Annotated in this window: 20 protein-coding genes; 17 read left to right on the top strand and 3 right to left on the bottom strand. The window is 70.5% G+C overall.

Annotated elements, in window-relative coordinates; all coding sequences use genetic code 11:
- Positions 1-376 precede the first annotated feature (376 nt).
- The 6 genes from infC to pheT all read left to right on the top strand — a co-directional run bounded on the left by infC (position 377) and on the right by pheT (position 6,228).
- Positions 377-946 carry a translation initiation factor IF-3 gene (infC, locus tag HNR73_RS35850; RefSeq protein WP_184792511.1) on the top strand — a complete coding sequence of 190 codons (570 nt, stop codon included), beginning with the start codon at positions 377-379 and terminating at the stop codon, positions 944-946.
- 24 nt (positions 947-970) lie between these two features.
- Positions 971-1,165, top strand: coding sequence for a 50S ribosomal protein L35 (gene rpmI / locus HNR73_RS35845; RefSeq protein ID WP_184792510.1), 195 nt, complete (start codon positions 971-973; stop codon positions 1,163-1,165).
- Positions 1,166-1,235: 70 nt separating this feature from the next.
- A complete protein-coding gene (gene rplT, locus HNR73_RS35840; protein ID WP_184792509.1) occupies positions 1,236-1,604 on the top strand; it encodes a 50S ribosomal protein L20 in 369 nt (122 codons plus the stop codon).
- Between the two features lie 4 nt (positions 1,605-1,608).
- Positions 1,609-2,406 (top strand): TrmH family RNA methyltransferase, encoded by a 798-nt coding sequence (locus HNR73_RS35835; RefSeq protein WP_184792508.1) that lies wholly within the window; start codon positions 1,609-1,611, stop codon positions 2,404-2,406.
- A gap of 259 nt (positions 2,407-2,665) precedes the next feature.
- Positions 2,666-3,745, top strand: coding sequence for a phenylalanine--tRNA ligase subunit alpha (pheS, locus tag HNR73_RS35830; protein WP_184792507.1), 1,080 nt, complete (start codon positions 2,666-2,668; stop codon positions 3,743-3,745).
- On the top strand, positions 3,745-6,228 hold the full coding sequence (pheT, locus tag HNR73_RS35825) for a phenylalanine--tRNA ligase subunit beta (protein WP_184792506.1): 2,484 nt from the start codon (positions 3,745-3,747) through the stop codon (positions 6,226-6,228). The genes pheS and pheT overlap by 1 nt, the downstream gene beginning before the upstream one ends.
- Positions 6,229-6,294: 66 nt before the next feature.
- On the opposite strand, the gene HNR73_RS35820 is transcribed toward pheT, so the two are convergent.
- Both HNR73_RS35820 and HNR73_RS35815 read right to left on the bottom strand, forming a co-directional pair.
- Positions 6,295-6,732: an SRPBCC domain-containing protein gene (locus HNR73_RS35820; protein ID WP_184792505.1), complete on the bottom strand. Its 438-nt coding sequence runs from the start codon at positions 6,730-6,732 to the stop codon at positions 6,295-6,297.
- A 116-nt stretch (positions 6,733-6,848) separates the two neighbouring features.
- Positions 6,849-7,565 (bottom strand): AfsR/SARP family transcriptional regulator, encoded by a 717-nt coding sequence (locus HNR73_RS35815; RefSeq protein ID WP_184792504.1) that lies wholly within the window; start codon positions 7,563-7,565, stop codon positions 6,849-6,851.
- Between the two features lie 244 nt (positions 7,566-7,809).
- Here HNR73_RS35815 and HNR73_RS35810 point away from each other — a divergent pair, with 244 nt between their 5' ends.
- The 10 genes from HNR73_RS35810 (at position 7,810) to argH (ending at position 17,245) form a co-directional block, all read left to right on the top strand.
- Positions 7,810-7,977 carry a hypothetical protein gene (locus HNR73_RS35810; RefSeq protein WP_184792503.1) on the top strand — a complete coding sequence of 56 codons (168 nt, stop codon included), beginning with the start codon at positions 7,810-7,812 and terminating at the stop codon, positions 7,975-7,977.
- A 118-nt stretch (positions 7,978-8,095) separates the two neighbouring features.
- Entirely contained in the window at positions 8,096-8,638 is a 543-nt protein-coding gene (locus HNR73_RS35805) for a TlpA family protein disulfide reductase (RefSeq protein ID WP_184792502.1), read from the top strand.
- A gap of 187 nt (positions 8,639-8,825) precedes the next feature.
- Entirely contained in the window at positions 8,826-9,842 is a 1,017-nt protein-coding gene (argC, locus tag HNR73_RS35800; protein ID WP_184792501.1) for an N-acetyl-gamma-glutamyl-phosphate reductase, read from the top strand.
- A complete protein-coding gene (gene argJ / locus HNR73_RS35795) occupies positions 9,839-10,990 on the top strand; it encodes a bifunctional glutamate N-acetyltransferase/amino-acid acetyltransferase ArgJ (protein ID WP_184792500.1) in 1,152 nt (383 codons plus the stop codon). The genes argC and argJ overlap by 4 nt, the downstream gene beginning before the upstream one ends.
- Positions 10,987-11,865: an acetylglutamate kinase gene (argB, locus tag HNR73_RS35790; protein ID WP_184792499.1), complete on the top strand. Its 879-nt coding sequence runs from the start codon at positions 10,987-10,989 to the stop codon at positions 11,863-11,865. Before argJ ends, argB begins: the two co-directional genes overlap by 4 nt.
- The gene (locus HNR73_RS35785) at positions 11,862-13,082 is read left to right on the top strand and encodes an acetylornithine transaminase (RefSeq protein ID WP_184792498.1); all 1,221 of its coding nucleotides are present in this window, start codon (positions 11,862-11,864) and stop codon (positions 13,080-13,082) included. Before argB ends, HNR73_RS35785 begins: the two co-directional genes overlap by 4 nt.
- Entirely contained in the window at positions 13,079-14,056 is a 978-nt protein-coding gene (gene argF, locus HNR73_RS35780; RefSeq protein ID WP_239122325.1) for an ornithine carbamoyltransferase, read from the top strand. Before HNR73_RS35785 ends, argF begins: the two co-directional genes overlap by 4 nt.
- Positions 14,053-14,565 carry an arginine repressor gene (locus HNR73_RS35775; RefSeq protein WP_184792497.1) on the top strand — a complete coding sequence of 171 codons (513 nt, stop codon included), beginning with the start codon at positions 14,053-14,055 and terminating at the stop codon, positions 14,563-14,565. The genes argF and HNR73_RS35775 overlap by 4 nt, the downstream gene beginning before the upstream one ends.
- Before the next feature lie 27 nt (positions 14,566-14,592).
- Entirely contained in the window at positions 14,593-15,807 is a 1,215-nt protein-coding gene (locus HNR73_RS35770) for an argininosuccinate synthase (RefSeq protein ID WP_184792496.1), read from the top strand.
- Between the two features lie 40 nt (positions 15,808-15,847).
- Positions 15,848-17,245: an argininosuccinate lyase gene (gene argH / locus HNR73_RS35765; RefSeq protein ID WP_184792495.1), complete on the top strand. Its 1,398-nt coding sequence runs from the start codon at positions 15,848-15,850 to the stop codon at positions 17,243-17,245.
- 50 nt (positions 17,246-17,295) lie between these two features.
- Here the strand turns inward: argH and HNR73_RS35760 are convergent, their stop codons facing one another.
- Positions 17,296-18,195 carry an SMP-30/gluconolactonase/LRE family protein gene (locus HNR73_RS35760; protein WP_184792494.1) on the bottom strand — a complete coding sequence of 300 codons (900 nt, stop codon included), beginning with the start codon at positions 18,193-18,195 and terminating at the stop codon, positions 17,296-17,298.
- Between the two features lie 92 nt (positions 18,196-18,287).
- Between HNR73_RS35760 and HNR73_RS35755 the strand changes: the two genes are divergently transcribed.
- Positions 18,288-18,737: an Lrp/AsnC family transcriptional regulator gene (locus HNR73_RS35755; RefSeq protein WP_184792493.1), complete on the top strand. Its 450-nt coding sequence runs from the start codon at positions 18,288-18,290 to the stop codon at positions 18,735-18,737.
- The last annotated feature ends 14 nt before the right edge of the window (positions 18,738-18,751 follow it).

Here is an 18,751-nt window from a genome sequence, read left to right as displayed (position 1 = left end):
CTCTTGGGTGTCGACCACATCGTCGGTGTCCTCGCCTTGCGCTCGATCCTTTCGAGTCGTACGGACCCGGACACGGACCGCCGATGTCGCAAGCGGAGCCCCGCTCCCACCCGAGCAGCCGCCTGGCAGTCAGTTTCGACTGAAGGACCAGGAATAGGCGGCCGGGTCCGGTCGTTCGCACAGGCGTCCGTCGTGACGTCCGTGCGAGCACAGCCGTGCACCCTGGTGTGCCCGGCACCGGTCGAGCGGGCCTCAAGCGCACCCACGGTGCGCCTGGGGCCTTGTTCTTTGGGGTTGAGCCCGCCTCTTGCGAACGGTCGTCCACAGACCAACGGTGTATTCGCAGACTCAAGGAGGCCCCATCAGCGACGCGCGCGTGAACGAACAGATCCGGGCACGGGAAGTCCGGCTCGTCGGCCCGCAGGGAGAACAGGTCGGGATCGTCTCCCTGGACCAGGCCCTGCAGCTTGCCGCCGACGTTGACCTGGATCTGGTCGAGGTTGCGCCCATGGCACGCCCCCCGGTGTGCAAACTCATGGACTACGGCAAGTACAAGTACGAGGCCGCGCTCAAGGCGCGTGAGGCTCGGCGCAACCAGCAACAGACCGTCATCAAAGAGATGAAGCTCCGGCTCAAGATCGACACGCATGACTACGAGACCAAAAAGGGTCACGTCCTGCGCTTCCTCAAGGCCGGGGACAAGGTCAAGGTGACGATCATGTTCCGCGGCCGTGAGCAGAGCCGCCCCGAGATGGGCAAGCGCCTGCTGGAACGGCTCGCCGGTGACGTGGAGGAGTTCGGTCTCGTCGAGTCGATGCCCCGCCTCGACGGCCGCAACATGATCATGGTGATGGCGCCGCACCGAGCCAAGCAGGCTCCCGCGGTCGCCAAGGCGGAAGCCGAAGCAGAGGCCGAAGCGGCCGCCGCAGCGGCAGTCGTCGAGTAGAAAACCCCGAGGAGTAGCGGCACAATGCCGAAAATGAAGAGCCACAGTGGCATGGGCAAGCGGGTCAAGGTGACCGGCAGCGGCAAGATCGTGCGTCAGCGCGCGAACCGTCGCCACTACCTGGAGCACAAGCCGTCGACTCTGACGCGCAAGCTCGCCGGCACCGTCGAGGTCGCCAAGGGCGACCTCAAGCGGGTCAAGAAGATGCTCGGGCTCTGACCCCGCATCGCAGTCAAGAGCATCGATCCAGACCGCCGGTCTCCGGCGGTCGTGATGAGGAGATTCACCCGTGGCACGTGTAAAGCGGGCAGTCAACGCCCAGAAGAAGCGCCGCTCCGTTCTGGAGGCCGCCAGTGGTTACCGCGGCCAGCGTTCCCGCCTGTACCGCAAGGCGAAGGAGCAGCTGCTCCACTCGCTCACTTACTCCTACCGGGACCGTCGCGCTCGCAAGGGCGAGTTCCGCCGGCTGTGGATCACGCGCATCAACGCCGCGGCCCGCGCCAACGGAATGACGTACAACCGGTTCATGCAGGGCCTGACGATCGCCGGTGTCGAGGTCGACCGCAAGGTCCTCGCCGACCTGGCCGTCACCGACGCCGCCGCGTTCACCGCGCTGGTCGAGGTCGCCCGCAAGTCGCTGCCGGCTGTCAACGCCTAGGCGCATGCAGGACAACTCACCCGGGGTGGATCCGTACACGGTACGGACCCCCCGGGTTATCAATGCCCGCAAACTCCTGCGGCGCCGCAACCGCGACGCCCGCCGCGAGTTCCTCGCCGAAGGCCCGCAGGCCGTCCGCGAGGCCCTCGCCGCCGGTGCCGTCGCCGAACTCTTCGGCACCACCGAGGCCCTGGCCCGGTACGCGGCCTTCGCCGACGACGCCCCGCGCGTGTCCACCGTGGACGAGCAGGCGCTCGCCGCGCTGTGCGACACCGTCCAGCCGCAAGGCCTGGTCGCGGTGTGCGCCTACGTCGACGTGCCCCTGCCTCCCGCCCTGAACCTGGGCGTGATGCTCGCCGGCATCTCCGATCCCGGCAACGCCGGGACGATCCTGCGCACCGCCGACGCCGCGGGCGCCGACGCCGTCGTCTTCCCCGACGACACGGTCGACCCCTACAACGGCAAGTGCGTGCGCTCGGCCGCCGGAAGCCTCTTCCATGTGCCGGTGGTGCGTGGGGGAGACCCCGCGGCGCTGTTGGCGCGGCTGCGCGCGGCCGGCACGAAGGTGCTCGCCGCCGACGCCCACGGCGACACCGACCTGCACACCCTCGCCGACACCGGCGGCCTCGACGGGCCGACGACGTGGATGTTCGGCTCGGAGGCGCACGGACTGCCCCCGGAACTGGCGGAGGCCGCCGACCTGAAGGTGAAGATTCCGATCTTCGGTGCCGCGGAGAGCCTGAACCTCGCGGCGGCGGCGGCGATCTGCCTGTACACCAGCGCGCGGGCGCAGCGGAGCTGACGGGCGGATAACCCGAAGCCCCGCCTCCGTCGCCTCCGCTACACTTCACCCGTGTCCTACCCCGCCCACATGCCGCCCGCCGGAGCCCTTCGAGGCCCCCGGCGCATCTCGGCGTCGTGGTTTAGCGGGCCCGCCGGTGGCGGGCCGCTGCGGTAGTCGACACGTAGGGCTTCTCTCCACACCGGCGGGCAGGCGGCGCAGCCGCGCGTCCAGCCAGGTCCTAGACTTCCCCACCGGTGAGTCTTTACGAGAGTGAGCCATGACGTACCGCAATGATCCGTACGACCCCAAGCAGGTCGCCCTCCTCGATCCGGCCGCCCTGGAGCAGGCCGTCGTCGAGGCCGAGAAGTCCTTCGCCGAGGCCGTCGACCTTGACGCGCTCGCCGCGGTGAAGCACCTCCACCTCGGTGACCGCGCGCCCGTGTCGCTCGCGCGGCGCGAGATCGGGGCGCTTCCGCCCGCGGCCAAGGCCGACGCCGGGAAGAACGTCAACCAGGCGCGGCAGGCGGTCCAGGCGGCCTTCGACGCCCGCCGCGCGGTCCTGGAGGCCGAGCGCGCGGCCCGGGTCCTGCGTGAGGAGACCGTCGACGTCACGCTTCCCGTCGACCGCCGCGCCCAGGGCGCCCGCCACCCGCTGACGGTCCTCGGCGAGCAGGTCGAGGACCTGTTCACCGGCATGGGCTATGAGATCGCCGAAGGCCCGGAGGTCGAGTCCTCCTGGTACAACTTCGACGCGCTCAACATGGGTCCCGATCACCCCGCGCGCCAGATGATGGACACCTTCTACCTGAAGACCGCCGCGGGGCAGGTCTCGAAGGACCTCGTCCTGCGCACGCACACCTCGCCGGTGCAGGTGCGCAGCATGCTCGACCGTGAGCCGCCGATCTACGTCGTGTGCCCCGGTCGCGTGTACCGGACCGACGAGCTCGACGCGACCCACACGCCGGTCTTCCACCAGGTCGAGGGCCTCGTCGTGGACAAGGGCATCACGATGCGCCACATGCGCGGGACCCTTGAGCACTTCGCGCGGGAGATGATCGGCGCCGACATCGTCACGCGCATGCGTCCCTCGTACTTCCCCTTCACCGAGCCGAGCGCCGAGCTCGACCTGTGGTGGCCCGACCACCGCGACGGTCCCCGCTGGATCGAGTGGGGCGGTTGCGGGATGGTCAACCCGCGCGTCCTGCGCGCCTGCGGGATCGACCCCGACGTCTACACCGGTTTCGCCTTCGGGATGGGCATCGAGCGCACGCTGATGCTGCGCTCGGGAGTCACCGACATGCGGCACATGGTCGAAGGCGACGTTCGCTTCGCCCGCGCCTACGGAATGGAGGTCTGATGCGCGTTTCGCTGTCCTGGCTGCGCGAGTACGCCGCGGTCCCCGCCGAGGCGACCCCGCTGGAGATCGACACCGCGCTGGTCGGCGCGGGCCTGGAGACCGAGTCGGTGGAGGACCTGCGCGAGCGGGTCTCCGGTCCGCTGGTCGTCGGGCGTGTGGTGAGCGTCGAGGAGCTCACCGAGTTCAAGAAGCCGATCCGGCACTGCCACGTCGAGGTCGGCGAGGCCGAGCCGCGCAGCATCATCTGCGGTGCCCGGAACTTCGCCGAAGGCGACCTGGTGGTCGTGGCGCTGCCCGGCGCGGTCCTGCCCGGTGGTTTCGCGATCGCCTCCCGCAAGACCTACGGTCGCCTCTCCGACGGCATGATCTGTTCGGCGCGTGAGCTGGGCGTGTCCGACGAGCACGACGGCATCATCGTCCTGCCCTCCGATGTCGAGGCCGCCGTCGGCGCCGACGCCCGCCCGGTCGTCGGTCTCGACGACGTGGTCTTCGAGGTCAACGTGACCCCCGACCGGGGCTACTGCTTCTCCGTGCGTGGCATCGCGCGCGAGCTGGCGCAGTCGATGAACGTCGACTTCCGCGACCCGGCGGCGCTGACCGTCGCCGCCGAGGCCACCGGCGAGGGCCCGTACCCGCTGCGGGTCGAGGACACCGAGGCCTGCCCGCGCTTCGCGCTGCGCGCCGTCACCGGCGTCGACCCGAAGGCGCAGTCGCCGCTGTGGATGCAGCGCCGCCTGACCCACGCGGGCATGCGGCCGATCTCGCTCGCGGTCGACATCACCAACTACCTGATGCTGGAGCTGGGTCAGCCCTTGCACGCCTTCGACCGCGCGGCGCTGCGCGGGACCCTCGTGGTCCGCCGCGCGCACCCGGGGGAGAAGCTCACCACCCTCGACGACGTGCAGCGCGTCCTCGACCCCGAGGACATCGTCATCGCCGACGACTCCGGCGTGACCTCCCTCGCCGGCGTCATGGGCGGTTCCACCAGCGAGGTCGCCGACGACACCACCGAGGTGCTGTTCGAGGCCGCCAACTGGGAGCCGGTGTCGATCGCGCGGACCTCCCGGCGCCACAGGCTGGTCAGCGAGGCCGGTAAGCGCTTCGAGCGCGGCGCCGACCCGGAGTTGTGCGCCGTCGCGGCGACTCGTGCGGCGGAGCTGCTGGTCGAGTACGGCGGCGGGGTGCTCGACGAGCACGTCGCCGACGTCGACCACCGCCGTCCCGCCGAGGCCGTCCGTCTCGACGCGGGTCTCGCGAGCCGCCTGGCCGGGCTGGACTACTCCGTCGAGGAGACCGCCGGGGCCCTGCGGACCGTGGGCTGCGAGGTCGAGGTGGACGGTGACGTGCTCGTCACGACGCCGCCGAGCTGGCGGCCCGACCTGACCGACCCGGCCGACTACGCCGAAGAGGTCATCCGGGTCCGCGGCTACGACATGCTGACCGGCGAGCTCCCGAACGCCACGCAGGGCCGGGGTCTGACCCGCGGGCAGCGGCGCCGCCGTTCCGTTGGCCGTTCGCTCGCCGAGGCCGGGTACGTCGAGACGCTCTGTTATCCGTTCGTCGCTCCGGAGGTGCACGACGCCTTCGGGCTGGCCGCCGACGACGTCCGCCGCCGCGTGCTGCGGATCGCCAACCCGATCGCGGCGACCGAGCCGGAGCTGCGCACCTCGCTGCTCCCTCCCCTGCTGGGGGCGCTGAAGCGCAACATCGGGCGCGGGCACCGGGATCTGGCGCTGTACGAGGCGGGTCTGGTGTTCCTCCCGAAGCCCGGCGCGGAGGACCTGCCGGTCCCCGAACTGCCCGTCGACCGTCGTCCCGACGACGCCGACCTCGCGAAGGTCGCCGCCGTGGTGCCCGACCAGCCGCGGCACGTCGCCGTGGTCCTCACCGGCGATTTCGCGCCGGCGGGCTGGTGGGGTGCGGGACGCGCGGCCGACTGGACCGACGCGGTCGCCGCGGCCGACACGGTCGCGCGCGCCGCCGGGGTGGAGCTGACCGTGCGCCAGGGCGAGTACGCGCCGTGGCACCCGGGCCGTTGCGCCGAGCTGCTGCACGACGGGCGCGTCATCGGCCACGCCGGTGAGCTGCACCCGGAGGTCTGTGAGGCCCTCGAACTGCCGCGGCGGACCTGCGCGATGGAGCTGGACCTCGACGCGCTGCCGCTGCCCGGGATCGTGCGGGCTCCGGGAGTGTCGATCTACCCTCCGTTCCTCATCGACGTGGCCGTGGTCACCGACGCGGCGACGCCGGCGGCGGAGGTCTCGCGGGCCCTGTCGAGCGGTGCCGGCGAGCTTCTTGAGGCGATCGAGTTGTTCGACGTGTACTCCGGTGAGCAGGTGGGCGAGGGACGCAAGTCGCTGGCGTACCGGCTGACGTTGCGGGCCGGGGACCGGACGCTGACCGCCGAGGAGGCCGTCGCCGCGCGTGACGCCGCCGTGGTGGTTGCCGCAGAGCGCGTGGGAGCGACCTTGCGGTCGGTCTGATCTCTGAGACGAGGGCGGGGCGCCACCGGGTTGACCGGTGGCGCCCCGTTTTTCGTGCCGGGCCGCTCAGCCGAGCGCGGCGACGCGTTCGGCGAGGGCGTTGTTCATGGCCTCGAACTGCGGGCCGGTGCGCTCCTGGAGCCGTTTGCGCAGGAACGGGACGAGCAGGCCGCGGAAGCCCTCGCTCTGGACCAGGCGGGTGCCGCCTTCGACGGCGGTGAGCTCGAAGCGGTGCTCGCCGTCGAAGATGCCGGGCATGATGAGGCGGCCCAGCCAGCGCAGTTCGTGCGGGGCGTCGACGGCCCGGACCGTCGGGCTGAAGGTCATCACCGAACCTTCGGTGTCGCGCATCTTGAGCGTGAGCCGGGAGCCGACGGTGAACTCGCCCGCGGTCTCGAAGATGAAGGGGTTCCAGTCGGCCCAGGCGCCGAGGTCGGTGAGCACGGCCCAGACCTTCTCCGGCGGTGCGGGGATCTCGGTGGTGCGGAGCAGTGTGAAGGCCAAGAGGTGCTTCCCATTCAGAGTCGCGATACGGGCGGGGAGAGCATGCCACGCCATGCTCGCGGCGGCGCGGCGCCCCGGAGCGATGTCCGGGGCGCCGTGTCGTCTCGTCGAGCGGGTCAGGCGTGCAGGATCTCCTCCTGCGCGCGGCGGAGTTCCACCGAGGGCTCCAGCCCGAGCTCCCGGCGCAGTACCTGCCGGGCCGAGCCGTAGGCGGCCAGCGCGCCGGCGCGGTCGCCGGTGTCGGCGAGGGAGCGCATCAGCAGCAGCCAGGCGTTCTCCCGCAGTGGTTGTTCGGCGAGCAGCATCCGCAGGTGCGGTATCGGTGAGGACGAGGTGTGCGTCGTGCTGCGGTCGGCCAGGCGCAGGCAGACCGCCGCGTACTTCTCGACGGTCGCGGCTCGCTGCTCGTCCAGCGCGTCGAGCGCCAGCTTGAGCGGTCCGTGGCCGGTTAAACCGTCGGCGGCCTGCCCCCGCCACACCTCCAGGGCGCGGCGCAGGTGGTCTTGCGCGTCGGTCAGTCGGGCCGTCGCCAATGCCGCGTCGGCGGCGGTGACGGCTTCGGCGAATATCTCCACATCGGACTCTCCGCAGTCGACACGCAGCAGGTACGACCCGCGTGGCGACTCCAGTCGAGGCATGCCAACGCGGCAGAGCGCCGCTCGCAGCTGCGAGGCGTACGTCCGTACGTTGGCCTGCGCGGATTCAGGCGGTTCCTTCTCCCAGAGCGTCTGCACGACCGTTCCCAGTGACACGCGGCGATTTGCCTGCCGCAGTAGCAGTGCCAGCAGGACGGCGCGTTTGCCCCGGTCGAAGACGACGCTCTCTCCGCGCATCCCCGTGACCTCGATAGGTCCGAGGAGCCGAAAACGAATCGTCAACGAAGCCTCCCCAGGCCATTGATCAATTGAACGGCGCCAATCTAGCGGCGTTGCGGACGACGCGTCAATGCCTTCGGTGACCGCGCGGGCGGCCACCGTGATCGTCCGCAGTGGACGGAGCATATGCGCTTCCATGTGCACCTGGGCCTTAACGTGATCATCGTTGCGCTCAAGGGAGCCATGAGATGGGAGCGATTCCATGCGGATGATCACCAAGCTGGCCGACACCTTGCTCGGTCGTGTCGCGCCGAAGGCCCGAGCCGAGGCGGCCTGCACCGGCCCGGTCGAGGAGTGGTGCGCCGACGGCGTCCTGTACCGCTTCACTCCGTGTCCGCGTCCCCGGACCGACGTGATCGGCACCTGCTGACACCTCACCGGTGCGCGGCCCGCGGGCCGCGCACCGGGTTGCCGCCGTTCCCGGTATGCGCTTTACTGCAAGCCGATCCTCAAATGTTCAATGTGGACACCCCTCACGGAGGCACGCCATGCCCTTTCTCATCGCCGCCGTCGTGCTGGTCGGCGCGATCGCGACGCTCAACCTGTTGCTGACCGTCGGCGTGATCCGTCGCCTGCGTGAGCACACCGCCCAGCTGGCCGACGTCGGCGGTCAGGGCGGCCCGAGCGGCCCGGTCGTCGGGGATCCCATCGAGGACTTCACCACCACCGCCGTCGACGAGACCCCGGTCGCGCGGGCGGACCTCGACTCCTACGCGCTGGTGTCGGTGATGAGCCCGGGCTGCGGCCCGTGCGAGGAGAAGCTGCCGAAGCTGGTGTCGATGCTCGAAGACGGCACGCTGCCGAAGAAGAGCGTGCTCGCGGTCATCGCCGGCGACGAGGAGGAGGCGGTGCCGATGGTCACCGCACTCAAGGACCTCGCGGTCGTCGTCCGCGAGGAGCCGGTCAGCGGCGCCGTGCAGAGCGCGGTCGGCATTCGCGCGTACCCGACGATGTTCACCGCGGGAGAGGGGAAGGTCGCGAGCCTCGTCCACGACCTCGCGAAGGTCAAGGCCAAGGTCTCGGCCGGCTGACGTCCGGCGGCCGCCGCGTCGCCGCGAGTGAATGCAGAAGAGAACCCGCCGACCGGTGACGGTCGGCGGGTTTCGTCGTTGTGCACCATGTGATCGGAGCCACGCGATAACCGGATGAGAGCCCGAAGTGGATTGAGATACAGTGGTCCGCATACTCATTCAGTCGGCTCCTCCTGGAGGAAACAACATGGGCACGCGCGTGGCGGTCGCCGGAGCAAGCGGATACGCCGGAGGCGAGCTGCTCCGCCTGCTCGTCGGCCACCCCGAGTTCGAGCTCGGCCCCCTCACCGCGCACAGCCAGGCCGGTGCCCCGATCACCTCGGTGCACCCGCATCTGGTCACGCTCGGCGACCGTGTCTTCGACCGTGCCACGCCGGAGGCCCTCAGCCAAGCCGAGCTGGTCTTCCTCGCCCTCCCGCACGGTGAGTCCGCCGCGATCGCCAAGGCTCTTCCCCCACACGTCAAGGTCGTCGACCTCGGCGCCGACCACCGGCTCACCGACGCCGACGCCTGGGCCGCCTACTACGGCGGCGAACACGCCGGCGCCTGGACCTACGGACTGCCCGAGCTCCCCGGCCAGCGCGACGCGATCGCCGCCTCGAACCGGGTCGCGGCGACCGGTTGCTACGTCGTCGCCTCCACCCTCGCCCTGCGCCCCGTCATCGACGCCGGGCTCGCCGAGCCCACCGACGTCGTCGTGGTCGCCGCCTCGGGCACCTCCGGAGCCGGCCGCACGCCCAAGGCGAACCTGCTCGGCAGCGAGGTCATGGGCGACGTGTCGGCGTACAAGGTCGGCACCCACCAGCACACTCCCGAGATCAAGCAGGCCAGCGGCGCGGCGTCGCTGTCCTTCACACCGGTGCTCGCACCACTGCCAAGAGGCATCCTCGCCACGGTGACCGCCCGACCGACCAGGCCGGGCCTTTCTTCCGACGAGGTCCGGCAGGCACTGCAGGCGGCATACGCCGACGCGCCCTTCGTGCACGTCCTGCCCGAAGGGCAGTGGCCCCGCACGGCCGCGACGTACGGCACCAACTCCGCCCACCTGCAAGCCACCGTCGACAAGGACGCGGGACGGATCATCGTCGTCTCGGCCATCGACAACCTCGGCAAAGGCGCGGCCGGACAGGCCGTGCAGTGCGCCAACCTCATGCTCGGCCTGCCGGAGACCACCGGCCTCGCCATCAACGGAGTAGCACCGTGACCATCACCACCCCCGCCGGCTTCCGCGCCGCGGGCATCGCCGCCGGTATCAAGGCCTCTGGAAACAAGGACCTCGCCCTCGTCGTCAACGACGGCCCGGCCCGGGTCGCCGCGGGCGTGTTCACCGCCAACCGCGTCCACGCCGCCCCCGTCAAGTGGAGCCGCCAGGTTCTCACCGACGGCCTCCTCACCGCCGTCGTCCTCAACTCCGGCGGCGCCAACGCCTGCACCGGACCCCAAGGCTTCCAGGACACCCACGCCACCGCCGAGAAGGTCGCCGAGGCCCTCGGCATCGGCGCCGTCGAGGTCGCCGTGTGCTCCACCGGCCTGATCGGCGAGTTCCTGCCCATGGACGCCGTTCTGACGGGTGTGGAGCGCGCCGCCAAGGAACTGTCGAACACCGGTGGCGCCGACGCCGCCGAGGCGATCATGACCACCGACACCAAGCCCAAGAACGCGACCCACTCGGGTGCGGGCTGGAGCATCGGCGGCATGGCCAAGGGTGCGGGGATGCTCGCCCCCGGCCTCGCGACCATGCTCGTCGTCCTCACCACCGACGCACGGATCACCGCCGAACTCGCCGACGAGGCACTGCGGGAGGCCTGCCGGCTGTCCTTCGACCGCCTCGACTCCGACGGCGCCATGTCGACCAACGACACGGTGCTGCTGCTGTCATCGGGCGTCTCGGACGTCGCGCCCGACGCCGAGGCGTTCACCGGGGCCCTCACCGCGGCCTGCCGGGACCTCGCCGGGCAGCTCCTGTCCGACGCCGAGGGCTCCACGAAGGACGTCGCCATCGAGGTCGTCAACGCCGCGAGCGAGGACGACGCGGTGACCGTCGGCCGGTCGGTCGCCCGCAACAACCTCGTCAAGACCGCCCTGTTCGGCAAGGACCCGAACTGGGGACGCATCCTCGCCGCCGTCGGCACCACCGACGCCGTCTTCGACGCCGACGAGCTCGACGTCGCCATCAACGGCGTGTGGATCTGCCGGGCCGGCGCCGCCGCCGAGGACCGCTCCCTCGTCGACATGGAACCCCGCGAGATCGCCATCACCATCGACCTCAAGGCCGGCGACGCGACCGCCACGATCCTCACCAACGACCTCTCGCACGCCTACGTGCACGAGAACTCGGCGTACTCGTCATGACCGACATGGACGACGCCCTGTCCAAGGCGCACACCCTCATCGAGGCCCTTCCCTGGCTCACCCGCTTCCACGGCAAGATCGTCGTCGTCAAGTACGGCGGCCACGCCATGGCCGACCCGGCCCTGCGCGCGGACTTCGCCGCCGACATGGTCTTCCTGCGCTACGCCGGGCTCAAACCCGTCATCGTGCACGGCGGCGGACCCCAGATCTCCCGGATGCTCGACCGCCTCGGGATCGAAAGCGAGTTCAAGGGCGGCCTGCGGGTCACCACCGCCGAGTCGATCGAAGTCGTCCGCATGGTCCTCGTCGGCCAGGTCGGCCGCGAACTCGTCGGCCTCATCAACGAGCACGGGCCCTTCGCCGTCGGCATGTCCGGTGAGGACGCGCGCCTGCTCACCGCCGAACGGCGCCACGCCTACGTCGACGGCGAGGCCGTCGACATCGGGCAGGTCGGCGACGTCGCCAATGTCAACACCGCCGCCATCACCGACCTCATCGAGGCCGGCCGCATCCCGGTGATCTCCACCGTCGCGCCCGACGTCGACGGCGTCCTGCACAATCTCAACGCCGACACCGCCGCCGCCGCGCTGGCCACCGCCCTCGGCGCCCAGAAACTCGTCGTCCTCACCGACGTCGCCGGCCTCTACGCCGACTGGCCCGACACCGAGAGCCTGATCAGCCAGATCACCGCCGACGACCTCGCCGAACTGCTCCCGCGCCTGTCCGCGGGCATGGTCCCGAAGATGGAGGCCTGCCTCCGCGCCGTCAAGGGCGGCGTTCCCCAGGCCCACGTCATCGACGGGCGACTGGCCCACTCGATCCTCCTTGAGATCTTCACCTCCGAAGGGACCGGAACCATGGTGGTGCCGTCATGAACGCCCCCGGCAACGACCAGAACCACTTCCTGCGGGAGCGCTACGAGGCCGCGTTCATGCCCAACTACGGGGTCCCGCCGCTGGCGCTGGCCTCGGGCAGCGGCTGCCACGTCACCGACGTCGACGGCAACGCCTACCTCGACTTCATCGGCGGCATCGCCGTGTCCAGCCTCGGCCACGCGCATCCCGCGCTGATCAAGGCCGTCGGCTACCAGGTCGCCACGATCGCGCACACCTCGAACCTGTTCCTCAACGAGCCCGAGATCCTGCTCGCCGAGAAACTGCTGGCACTGGTCGACGCCCCGGCTCGGGTGTTCTTCGCCAACAGCGGCACCGAGGCCAACGAGTGCGCCCTGAAACTGGCCGTCAAGTACGGCAAGACCAACGGCCGCGGTTACATCGTCGCCGCCGAGGACGGCTTCCACGGCCGCACCCTCGGGGCCCTGTCGATCACCGGCAAGGCCGCGATCCGCGAGCCTTTCGGGCCCTTCCCGATCGATGTGCGCTTCGTGCCCTACGGCGACGCCGAGGCCCTCGCGGCCGCCGTCACCACCGACTGCGCCGCGGTGTTCCTGGAACCCACCCTGGGCGAGGGCGGGGTCGTCCCGCCGCCCGACGGGTACCTCACCGCCGCCCGCGCGATCTGCGACGAGACCGGCGCCCTGTTCGTCCTCGACGAGATCCAGTCCGCGATCGGCCGCACCGGCACCTGGTTCGCCCACCAGCACGAGAACGTCGTCCCCGACATCCTCACCCTCGCCAAAGGACTCGGCGGCGGCATGCCCATCGGCGCCTGCCTCGCCTTCGGCGAGCACGGGACGCTCTTCGCGAAAGGCGACCACGGCTCCACCTTCGGCGGCAACCCGGTCTGCGCGGCGGCCGCGCTCGCCGTCCTCGACACGATCGACGCCGACGGCCTGCTCGCCAACGCCACCGCCGTCGGAAAGCACCTCGCCGACGGGATCCGCGCGCTGAACCACCCCGCCGTCAAGGGCGTGCGCGGCCGCGGCCTGTGGCTGGCGATCGTCCTGCACGACGACCGTTCCGCCGACGTCGAGGCCGCCCTGCGCGACAACGGCATCCTCGCCAACGCGTTGCGCCCCAACGCCGTGCGCCTCGCACCGCCCCTGGTCGTCACCCGCGACCACGTGGACACGTTCCTAGCCGCTCTCCCGGCAGCCCTGGATGCTGCTTTCCCCCCAGGAGGACGACCGTGACGCTCAATCCGGCACCGCTCATCCCGCCACCGCTCAGACACTTCCTCAGAGACGACGACGTGACCGCCGCCGAGCAGCGCAGGCTGCTCGCGCTGGCGTCGCTCCTGAAGGCCGACCGGCGAGCGCACCAGCCGCTCGCCGGTCCCCGTTCGGTCGCGGTCATCTTCGAGAAGCAGTCGACCCGCACCCGGCTGTCCTTCGACGTCGGCATCGCCGAACTCGGCGGCCACGCCGTCGTCGTCGACGCGCAGGGCAGCCACCTCGCCCGCGGCGAGACGATCGGCGACACCGCGCAGGTCCTGTCCCGTTACGTCGACGCGATCGTCATCCGCACCTACGGCGACGACCGCATCCGCGACCTCGCCGCCGCCTCGACCGTCCCCGTCGTCAACGCCCTCACCGACGGCTTCCACCCCTGTCAGCTCCTCGCCGACCTGCTCACCATCAACGAGCATCTCGGCACCGCCGAAGGCCGGATCCTGTCCTACATCGGCGACGGCGCCAACAACATGGCGCATTCCTACCTCCTCGCCGGGACGCTCGCCGGCGCCCACGTCCGCGTCGCCGCACCCGACGGGTACCTGCCCGACCCGGTGATCGTCGCCGACGCCGAGGCGATCGCCGCGACCACCGGCGGCAGCGTCAGCATCGGCGACGACCCCGTCGGCGCCGCGAAAGGCGCGCACGTCCTCACCACCGACGCGTGGGTGTCCATGGGCCAGGGCGACGCCGAGAACCGCACCCGCGACCTGACGCCCTATCGGCTCAACGCCGAACTCCTCGCCCACGCCGACCCGAGCGCGATCGTCCTGCACTGCCTGCCCGCCCACCGCGGCGAGGAGATCACCGACGAGGTCATGGACGGCCCGCAGTCGGCCGTCTTCGACCAGGCCGAGAACCGCCTGCACGCCCAGAAGGCGCTCCTCGCGTGGCTCCTCGACCCGGCGATGCGCACCGACGGAGGCACCGCATGACCGGTCCGCTCACGAAGTCGGCACGGCAGGCTCGCGTCACCGAACTCATCCGCAGCCAGCCGGTCCGCTCGCAGTCCGAACTCGCCGACCTCCTCGCCGGTGAAGGCATCGCCGCCACCCAGGCCACGCTCTCCCGCGACCTGGAGGAACTCGGCGCCGTGAAGGTCCGCGGCACCGACAAGCTCCCGGCGTCCTACGTGATCCCCGAGGAGAACGGCCCGCCGCTGCGGCCGAACGCCACCCCGCCCGACCGGCTCGTCCGGCTCCTGCGCGAACTGCTCACCGGCGCCGACCACTCCGGCAACCTCGCGGTGCTGCGAACACCGCCCGGCGCCGCCCAGTTCCTCGCCTCGGCACTGGACCGCTCCGGGCTCGCCGACATCGTCGGCACGATCGCCGGCGACGACACCATCCTCGTCGTCGCCCGCGACGGACTCGGCGGACCCGGCAAGACCGCGGGCGCCGAGCTCACCGACCGGCTCCTCGCCTGGGCCGGCAAGGAAACCTAGACCGCAAGCCACAAGGAGCGCAGAGCAATGACCGAGCGGGTGGTACTCGCGTACTCGGGGGGCCTCGACACGTCGGTGGCCATCCCGTACCTCGCCGAGCAGACCGGCGGCGACGTCATCGCCGTCGCCGTCGACGTCGGCCAGGACGGTGAGGACCTCGACGTCATCAAGCAGCGCGCGCTCGATTGCGGCGCCGCCGAGGCCGAAGTCGTCGACGCGCGCGAGGAGTTCGCCGCCGACTACTGCATTCCCGCGATGCGCGCCAACGCCCTCTACATGGACCGTTATCCGCTCGTCTCGGCCCTGTCGCGACCGCTCATCGTCAAGTACCTCGCCGCCGCGGCCGACAAGCACGGCGCCACGATCGTCTCCCACGGCTGCACCGGTAAGGGAAACGACCAGGTCCGCTTCGAAGCGGGCCTCGCCGCCCTCGCCCCCCACCTGAAGGTCATCGCCCCCGCCCGCGACTTCGCCTGGACCCGCGACAAGGCCATCGCCTACGCCGAGTCCAAGCACCTGCCCATCGACGTGTCGAACAAGTCCCCCTACTCGATCGACCAGAACCTGTGGGGCCGCGCCGTCGAAACCGGCTTCCTCGAAGACATCTGGAACGCCCCGATCGAGGACATCTACGCCTACACACAGGACCCGGCCGGCGACAACGACCCCGACGAGGTCGTCATCACCTTCGAAGCCGGCGTCCCCGTCGCCCTCGACGGCGAGACGAAGACCGCCCTGGAGATCGTCACCGAACTCAACTCCCGCGCCGGTGCGCAGGGCGTCGGCCGCCTCGACATGGTCGAGGACCGCCTCGTCGGCATCAAGAGCCGCGAGATCTACGAGGCCCCCGGCGCGATCGCGCTGATCACCGCCCACCAGGAGCTGGAGAACGTCACCGTCGAACGCGACCTCGCCCGCTTCAAACGCTCCGTCGACCAGCGCTGGGGCGAACTCGTCTACGACGGTTTGTGGTTCTCACCCCTCAAGAAGGCCCTCGACACCTTCATCGACGAGGCGCAACGGCACGTCACCGGCGAGATCCGCATGATCCTCCACGGTGGACGCGCCACCGTCACCGGCCGCCGTTCCGAGGCGTCCCTCTACGACTTCGGCCTCGCCACCTACGACGAGGGCGACCGCTTCGACCAGACCCTCGCACGCGGCTTCGTCGAACTGTGGGGCCTGCCCAGCAGGCTCGCCTCGGCCCGCGACGAACGGGTCAAAAGCGGGGGAGCGGCGTGACATCCGGCAACGACACTCACACTCGGCAAGGAGAAAAGGCATGAGCAGGCTCTGGGGCGGACGTTTCGAAGGCGGGCCGGCCGACGCGCTCGCCGCGCTGTCGGCGAGCGTCCACTTCGACATGCGGCTCGTGCCGTACGACATCGCCGCCTCCCGCGCCCACGCGCGGGTCCTGCGCCGCGCCGAACTCCTCACCGAAGACGAACTGCGTCAGATCATCGACGCGCTCGCCGACCTCGAAGTCGCCGTCGCGGCCGGGGAGTTCACCGCGACCATCGCCGACGAGGACGTCCACACCGCCCTCGAACGCGGCCTCGTGGAACGCCTCGGCGCCCTCGGGGGGAAACTGCGCGCCGGGCGGTCCCGCAACGACCAGATCGCCACCGACCTGCGCCTGTACGTCCGCGACCACGCCAGGGGACTCGCCGCCGACCTCCTCGACCTGTGCGACGCGCTCACCGAGCAGGCCGAACAGCACCTCACCACCCCGGCGCCGGGCATGACCCACACCCAGCACGGTCAGCCCATCACCTTCGGGCACCAGCTCCTCGCCCACGTCCAGGGTTTCCTGCGCGACCTCGACCGGCTGTCCGACTGGGACGACCGCACCTCGGTCTCCCCCCTCGGCTCCGGCGCCCTCGCCGGCTCGTCTTTGGAACTCGACCCCGTCGCCGTCGCGAAGGAACTCGGTTTCGCGTCCGCCGCCGCGAACTCCGTCGACGCCGTCTCCGACCGTGACTTCGCCGCCGAACTGCTCTTCGTCACCGCGATGATCGGGATCCATCTCTCCCGCCTCGCCGAAGAGATCATCCTGTGGACCACCACCGAGTTCGGCTGGGTCGAACTCGACGACGCCTTCGCCACCGGATCGTCGATCATGCCGCAGAAGAAGAACTCCGACATCGCCGAACTCGCCCGCGGCAAGTCCGGGCGACTCATCGGCAACCTCACCGGCCTCCTCGCCACCCTCAAGGCGCTCCCGTTCTCCTACAACCGGGACCTCCAAGAGGACAAGGAACCGGTCTTCGACAGCCTCGACAACCTCACGCTCGTGCTGCCCGCCATGACCGGCATGATCGCCACGATGACGGTCCGCGCCGCCGTACTCGCCGCCGCCGCGCCCCTCGGTTTCAGCCTCGCCACCGAGATCGCCGACTGGCTCGTCCGCAAAGGCGTGCCCTTCCGCGACGCCCACGAGATCACCGGCGCCGTCGTCCAGTACTGCGGCAAGGAAGGCGTGGACCTCCACGAGGTCCCCGACGAGGCCCTCGCCGCCATCAGCCCGCACCTCGACCCGACGGTCCGCTCGGTGCTGACCGTCGAAGGCGCACTCGCCGGCCGCACCACCCCCGGATCGACCGGCCCCGGACCCGTCGCCGACCAGCTCGCGCAGGTCAAGAAGACACTGAGCGGATGGCGCGACTGGGTGAGCGCCTGACGTAGACCCCGCGCCGCCCCGGGAGCAGGGCTCCCGGGGCGGCGCCGTGCTCAGATCCGCGCCACCCCGTTCACGGTCACCATCAGCGAGTACACCGCCGCCGAAGCCGTGATGAACAACCGGTTGCGCTTGGGTCCGCCGAACTCCAGGTTCGACACCGCGACCTCCGGGATCGCGATCTTCCCCAGCAGGGTCCCGTCCGGGTCGTGGACGTGCAGCCCGTCGCCCGCCGCGACCCACACGCGGCCGCCGGTGTCCACGCGGATCCCGTCGGGATTGCCGACGGTGATGTCGGCGAAGACCTCCCCGCCGGTCAGCCCCGCACCGTCCACACCGAAGACGCGCACGTGCCGGCGCGGGGTGTCGGCGATGTACAGCAGGCTCTCGTCGGCGCTGAACGCCAGCCCGTTCGGCCGCACGAAATCCGTCGCGACCGCCTCGACCGCACCGCTCACCGGGTCGATCCGGTACACGTGGCACCCGTCGATCTCCTGCTCGGCGCGCTCGCCCTCGTAGTCGGTGGTGATGCCGTAGGGCGGGTCGGTGAACCAGATCGCCTCGTCGGAGGAGACGACCACGTCATTGGGGCTGTTGAGGCGCTTGCCGTTCCAGGAGTCGGCGAGGACGGTGACCGACCCGTCGTGCTCGACGCGGGTGACGCGGCGGGCGCCCTGCTCGCAGGTGACCACGCGACCTCGGCGGTCGAGCGTGCGGCCGTTGGTGTAGCCGACGCCCGTCGCGTAGACGCTCGTGGAGCCGTCGGTCTCGTCCCAGCGCAGGATCCGGTCGTTGGGGATGTCGCTCCACAGCAGGTACTTGCCGGACGGGACGTAGGCGGGGCCCTCGGTCCAGCGTCCGCCCTTCCAGAGACGTTCGAGGTAGTCGTCACCGCGGACGGCACCAAAGCGCTCGTCGAGCTGTTCGTAGACCACCGGAATCAGATCGGGCATCGTCGCCTCCAGCTTGGATTCTGTTCGGCTTGAATATAGGATCACCAAATCAGCTTCGGCAATGAGGCCTTCATGACAGACAAGGTTCAGGCATGGATGAGATCGACCGGCGTATCCTCGCCCGGCTTCAGAGCGACGCCACCGAGTCCTACGCCGCCCTGGGCAAGGCCGTCGGGCTTTCCAGCGGGGCCGCACACGAACGCGTCCGCAAACTCCGCGAGCGCGGGATCATCCTGCGGACCACCGTCGACGTCGACCCGGTCGCGCTGGGCAGGGGAGTGCTGTCCTACGTGCTCATCGACGCGAAGTCGTGGATGGGCGAACCCGCGACCGGCGAGGCCCTCGCGGAGATCCCCGAGGTCGAGGAGGCCCACATCATCGCCGGGGCCGGGACGCTGCTGGTGAAGATCCGCACCGCCACCACGCAGAACCTCCAGGACGTGCTGCGCCGCCTCTACACCGTCGAGGGCGTGGCGAGCACCCAGAGCATCGTCGTCCTGGAGACCTTCTTCGAGCGCCCGCCCGACCCCCTGCGGCAGTAAGGCGCTCCGCCGAG

This window comes from Phytomonospora endophytica, assembly GCF_014202425.1.
Taxonomy (GTDB): Bacteria; Actinomycetota; Actinomycetes; order Mycobacteriales; family Micromonosporaceae; genus Phytomonospora; species Phytomonospora endophytica.
The sequence above is the reverse complement of the archived record's forward strand: the minus strand, read 5'-3'. Positions and strand labels throughout refer to the sequence as shown.

Bases quoted from the DNA above. Each gene is read 5' to 3' on its own strand.
- HNR73_RS35755 (WP_184792493.1), top strand. From the start codon at position 18,288: ATGGATGAGATCGACCGGCGTATCCTCGCCCGGCTTCAGAGCGACGCC.
- HNR73_RS35815 (WP_184792504.1), bottom strand. From the start codon at position 7,565: ATGCGCGGAGAGAGCGTCGTCTTCGACCGGGGCAAACGCGCCGTCCTG.
- HNR73_RS35770 (WP_184792496.1), top strand. From the start codon at position 14,593: ATGACCGAGCGGGTGGTACTCGCGTACTCGGGGGGCCTCGACACGTCG.
- HNR73_RS35805 (WP_184792502.1), top strand. From the start codon at position 8,096: ATGCCCTTTCTCATCGCCGCCGTCGTGCTGGTCGGCGCGATCGCGACG.
- argB (WP_184792499.1), top strand. From the start codon at position 10,987: ATGACCGACATGGACGACGCCCTGTCCAAGGCGCACACCCTCATCGAG.
- HNR73_RS35810 (WP_184792503.1), top strand. From the start codon at position 7,810: ATGCGGATGATCACCAAGCTGGCCGACACCTTGCTCGGTCGTGTCGCG.
- argH (WP_184792495.1), top strand. From the start codon at position 15,848: ATGAGCAGGCTCTGGGGCGGACGTTTCGAAGGCGGGCCGGCCGACGCG.
- HNR73_RS35775 (WP_184792497.1), top strand. From the start codon at position 14,053: ATGACCGGTCCGCTCACGAAGTCGGCACGGCAGGCTCGCGTCACCGAA.
- HNR73_RS35835 (WP_184792508.1), top strand. From the start codon at position 1,609: ATGCAGGACAACTCACCCGGGGTGGATCCGTACACGGTACGGACCCCC.
- HNR73_RS35785 (WP_184792498.1), top strand. From the start codon at position 11,862: ATGAACGCCCCCGGCAACGACCAGAACCACTTCCTGCGGGAGCGCTAC.
- rpmI (WP_184792510.1), top strand. From the start codon at position 971: ATGCCGAAAATGAAGAGCCACAGTGGCATGGGCAAGCGGGTCAAGGTG.
- HNR73_RS35760 (WP_184792494.1), bottom strand. From the start codon at position 18,195: ATGCCCGATCTGATTCCGGTGGTCTACGAACAGCTCGACGAGCGCTTT.
- pheT (WP_184792506.1), top strand. From the start codon at position 3,745: ATGCGCGTTTCGCTGTCCTGGCTGCGCGAGTACGCCGCGGTCCCCGCC.
- argC (WP_184792501.1), top strand. From the start codon at position 8,826: ATGGGCACGCGCGTGGCGGTCGCCGGAGCAAGCGGATACGCCGGAGGC.
- pheS (WP_184792507.1), top strand. From the start codon at position 2,666: ATGACGTACCGCAATGATCCGTACGACCCCAAGCAGGTCGCCCTCCTC.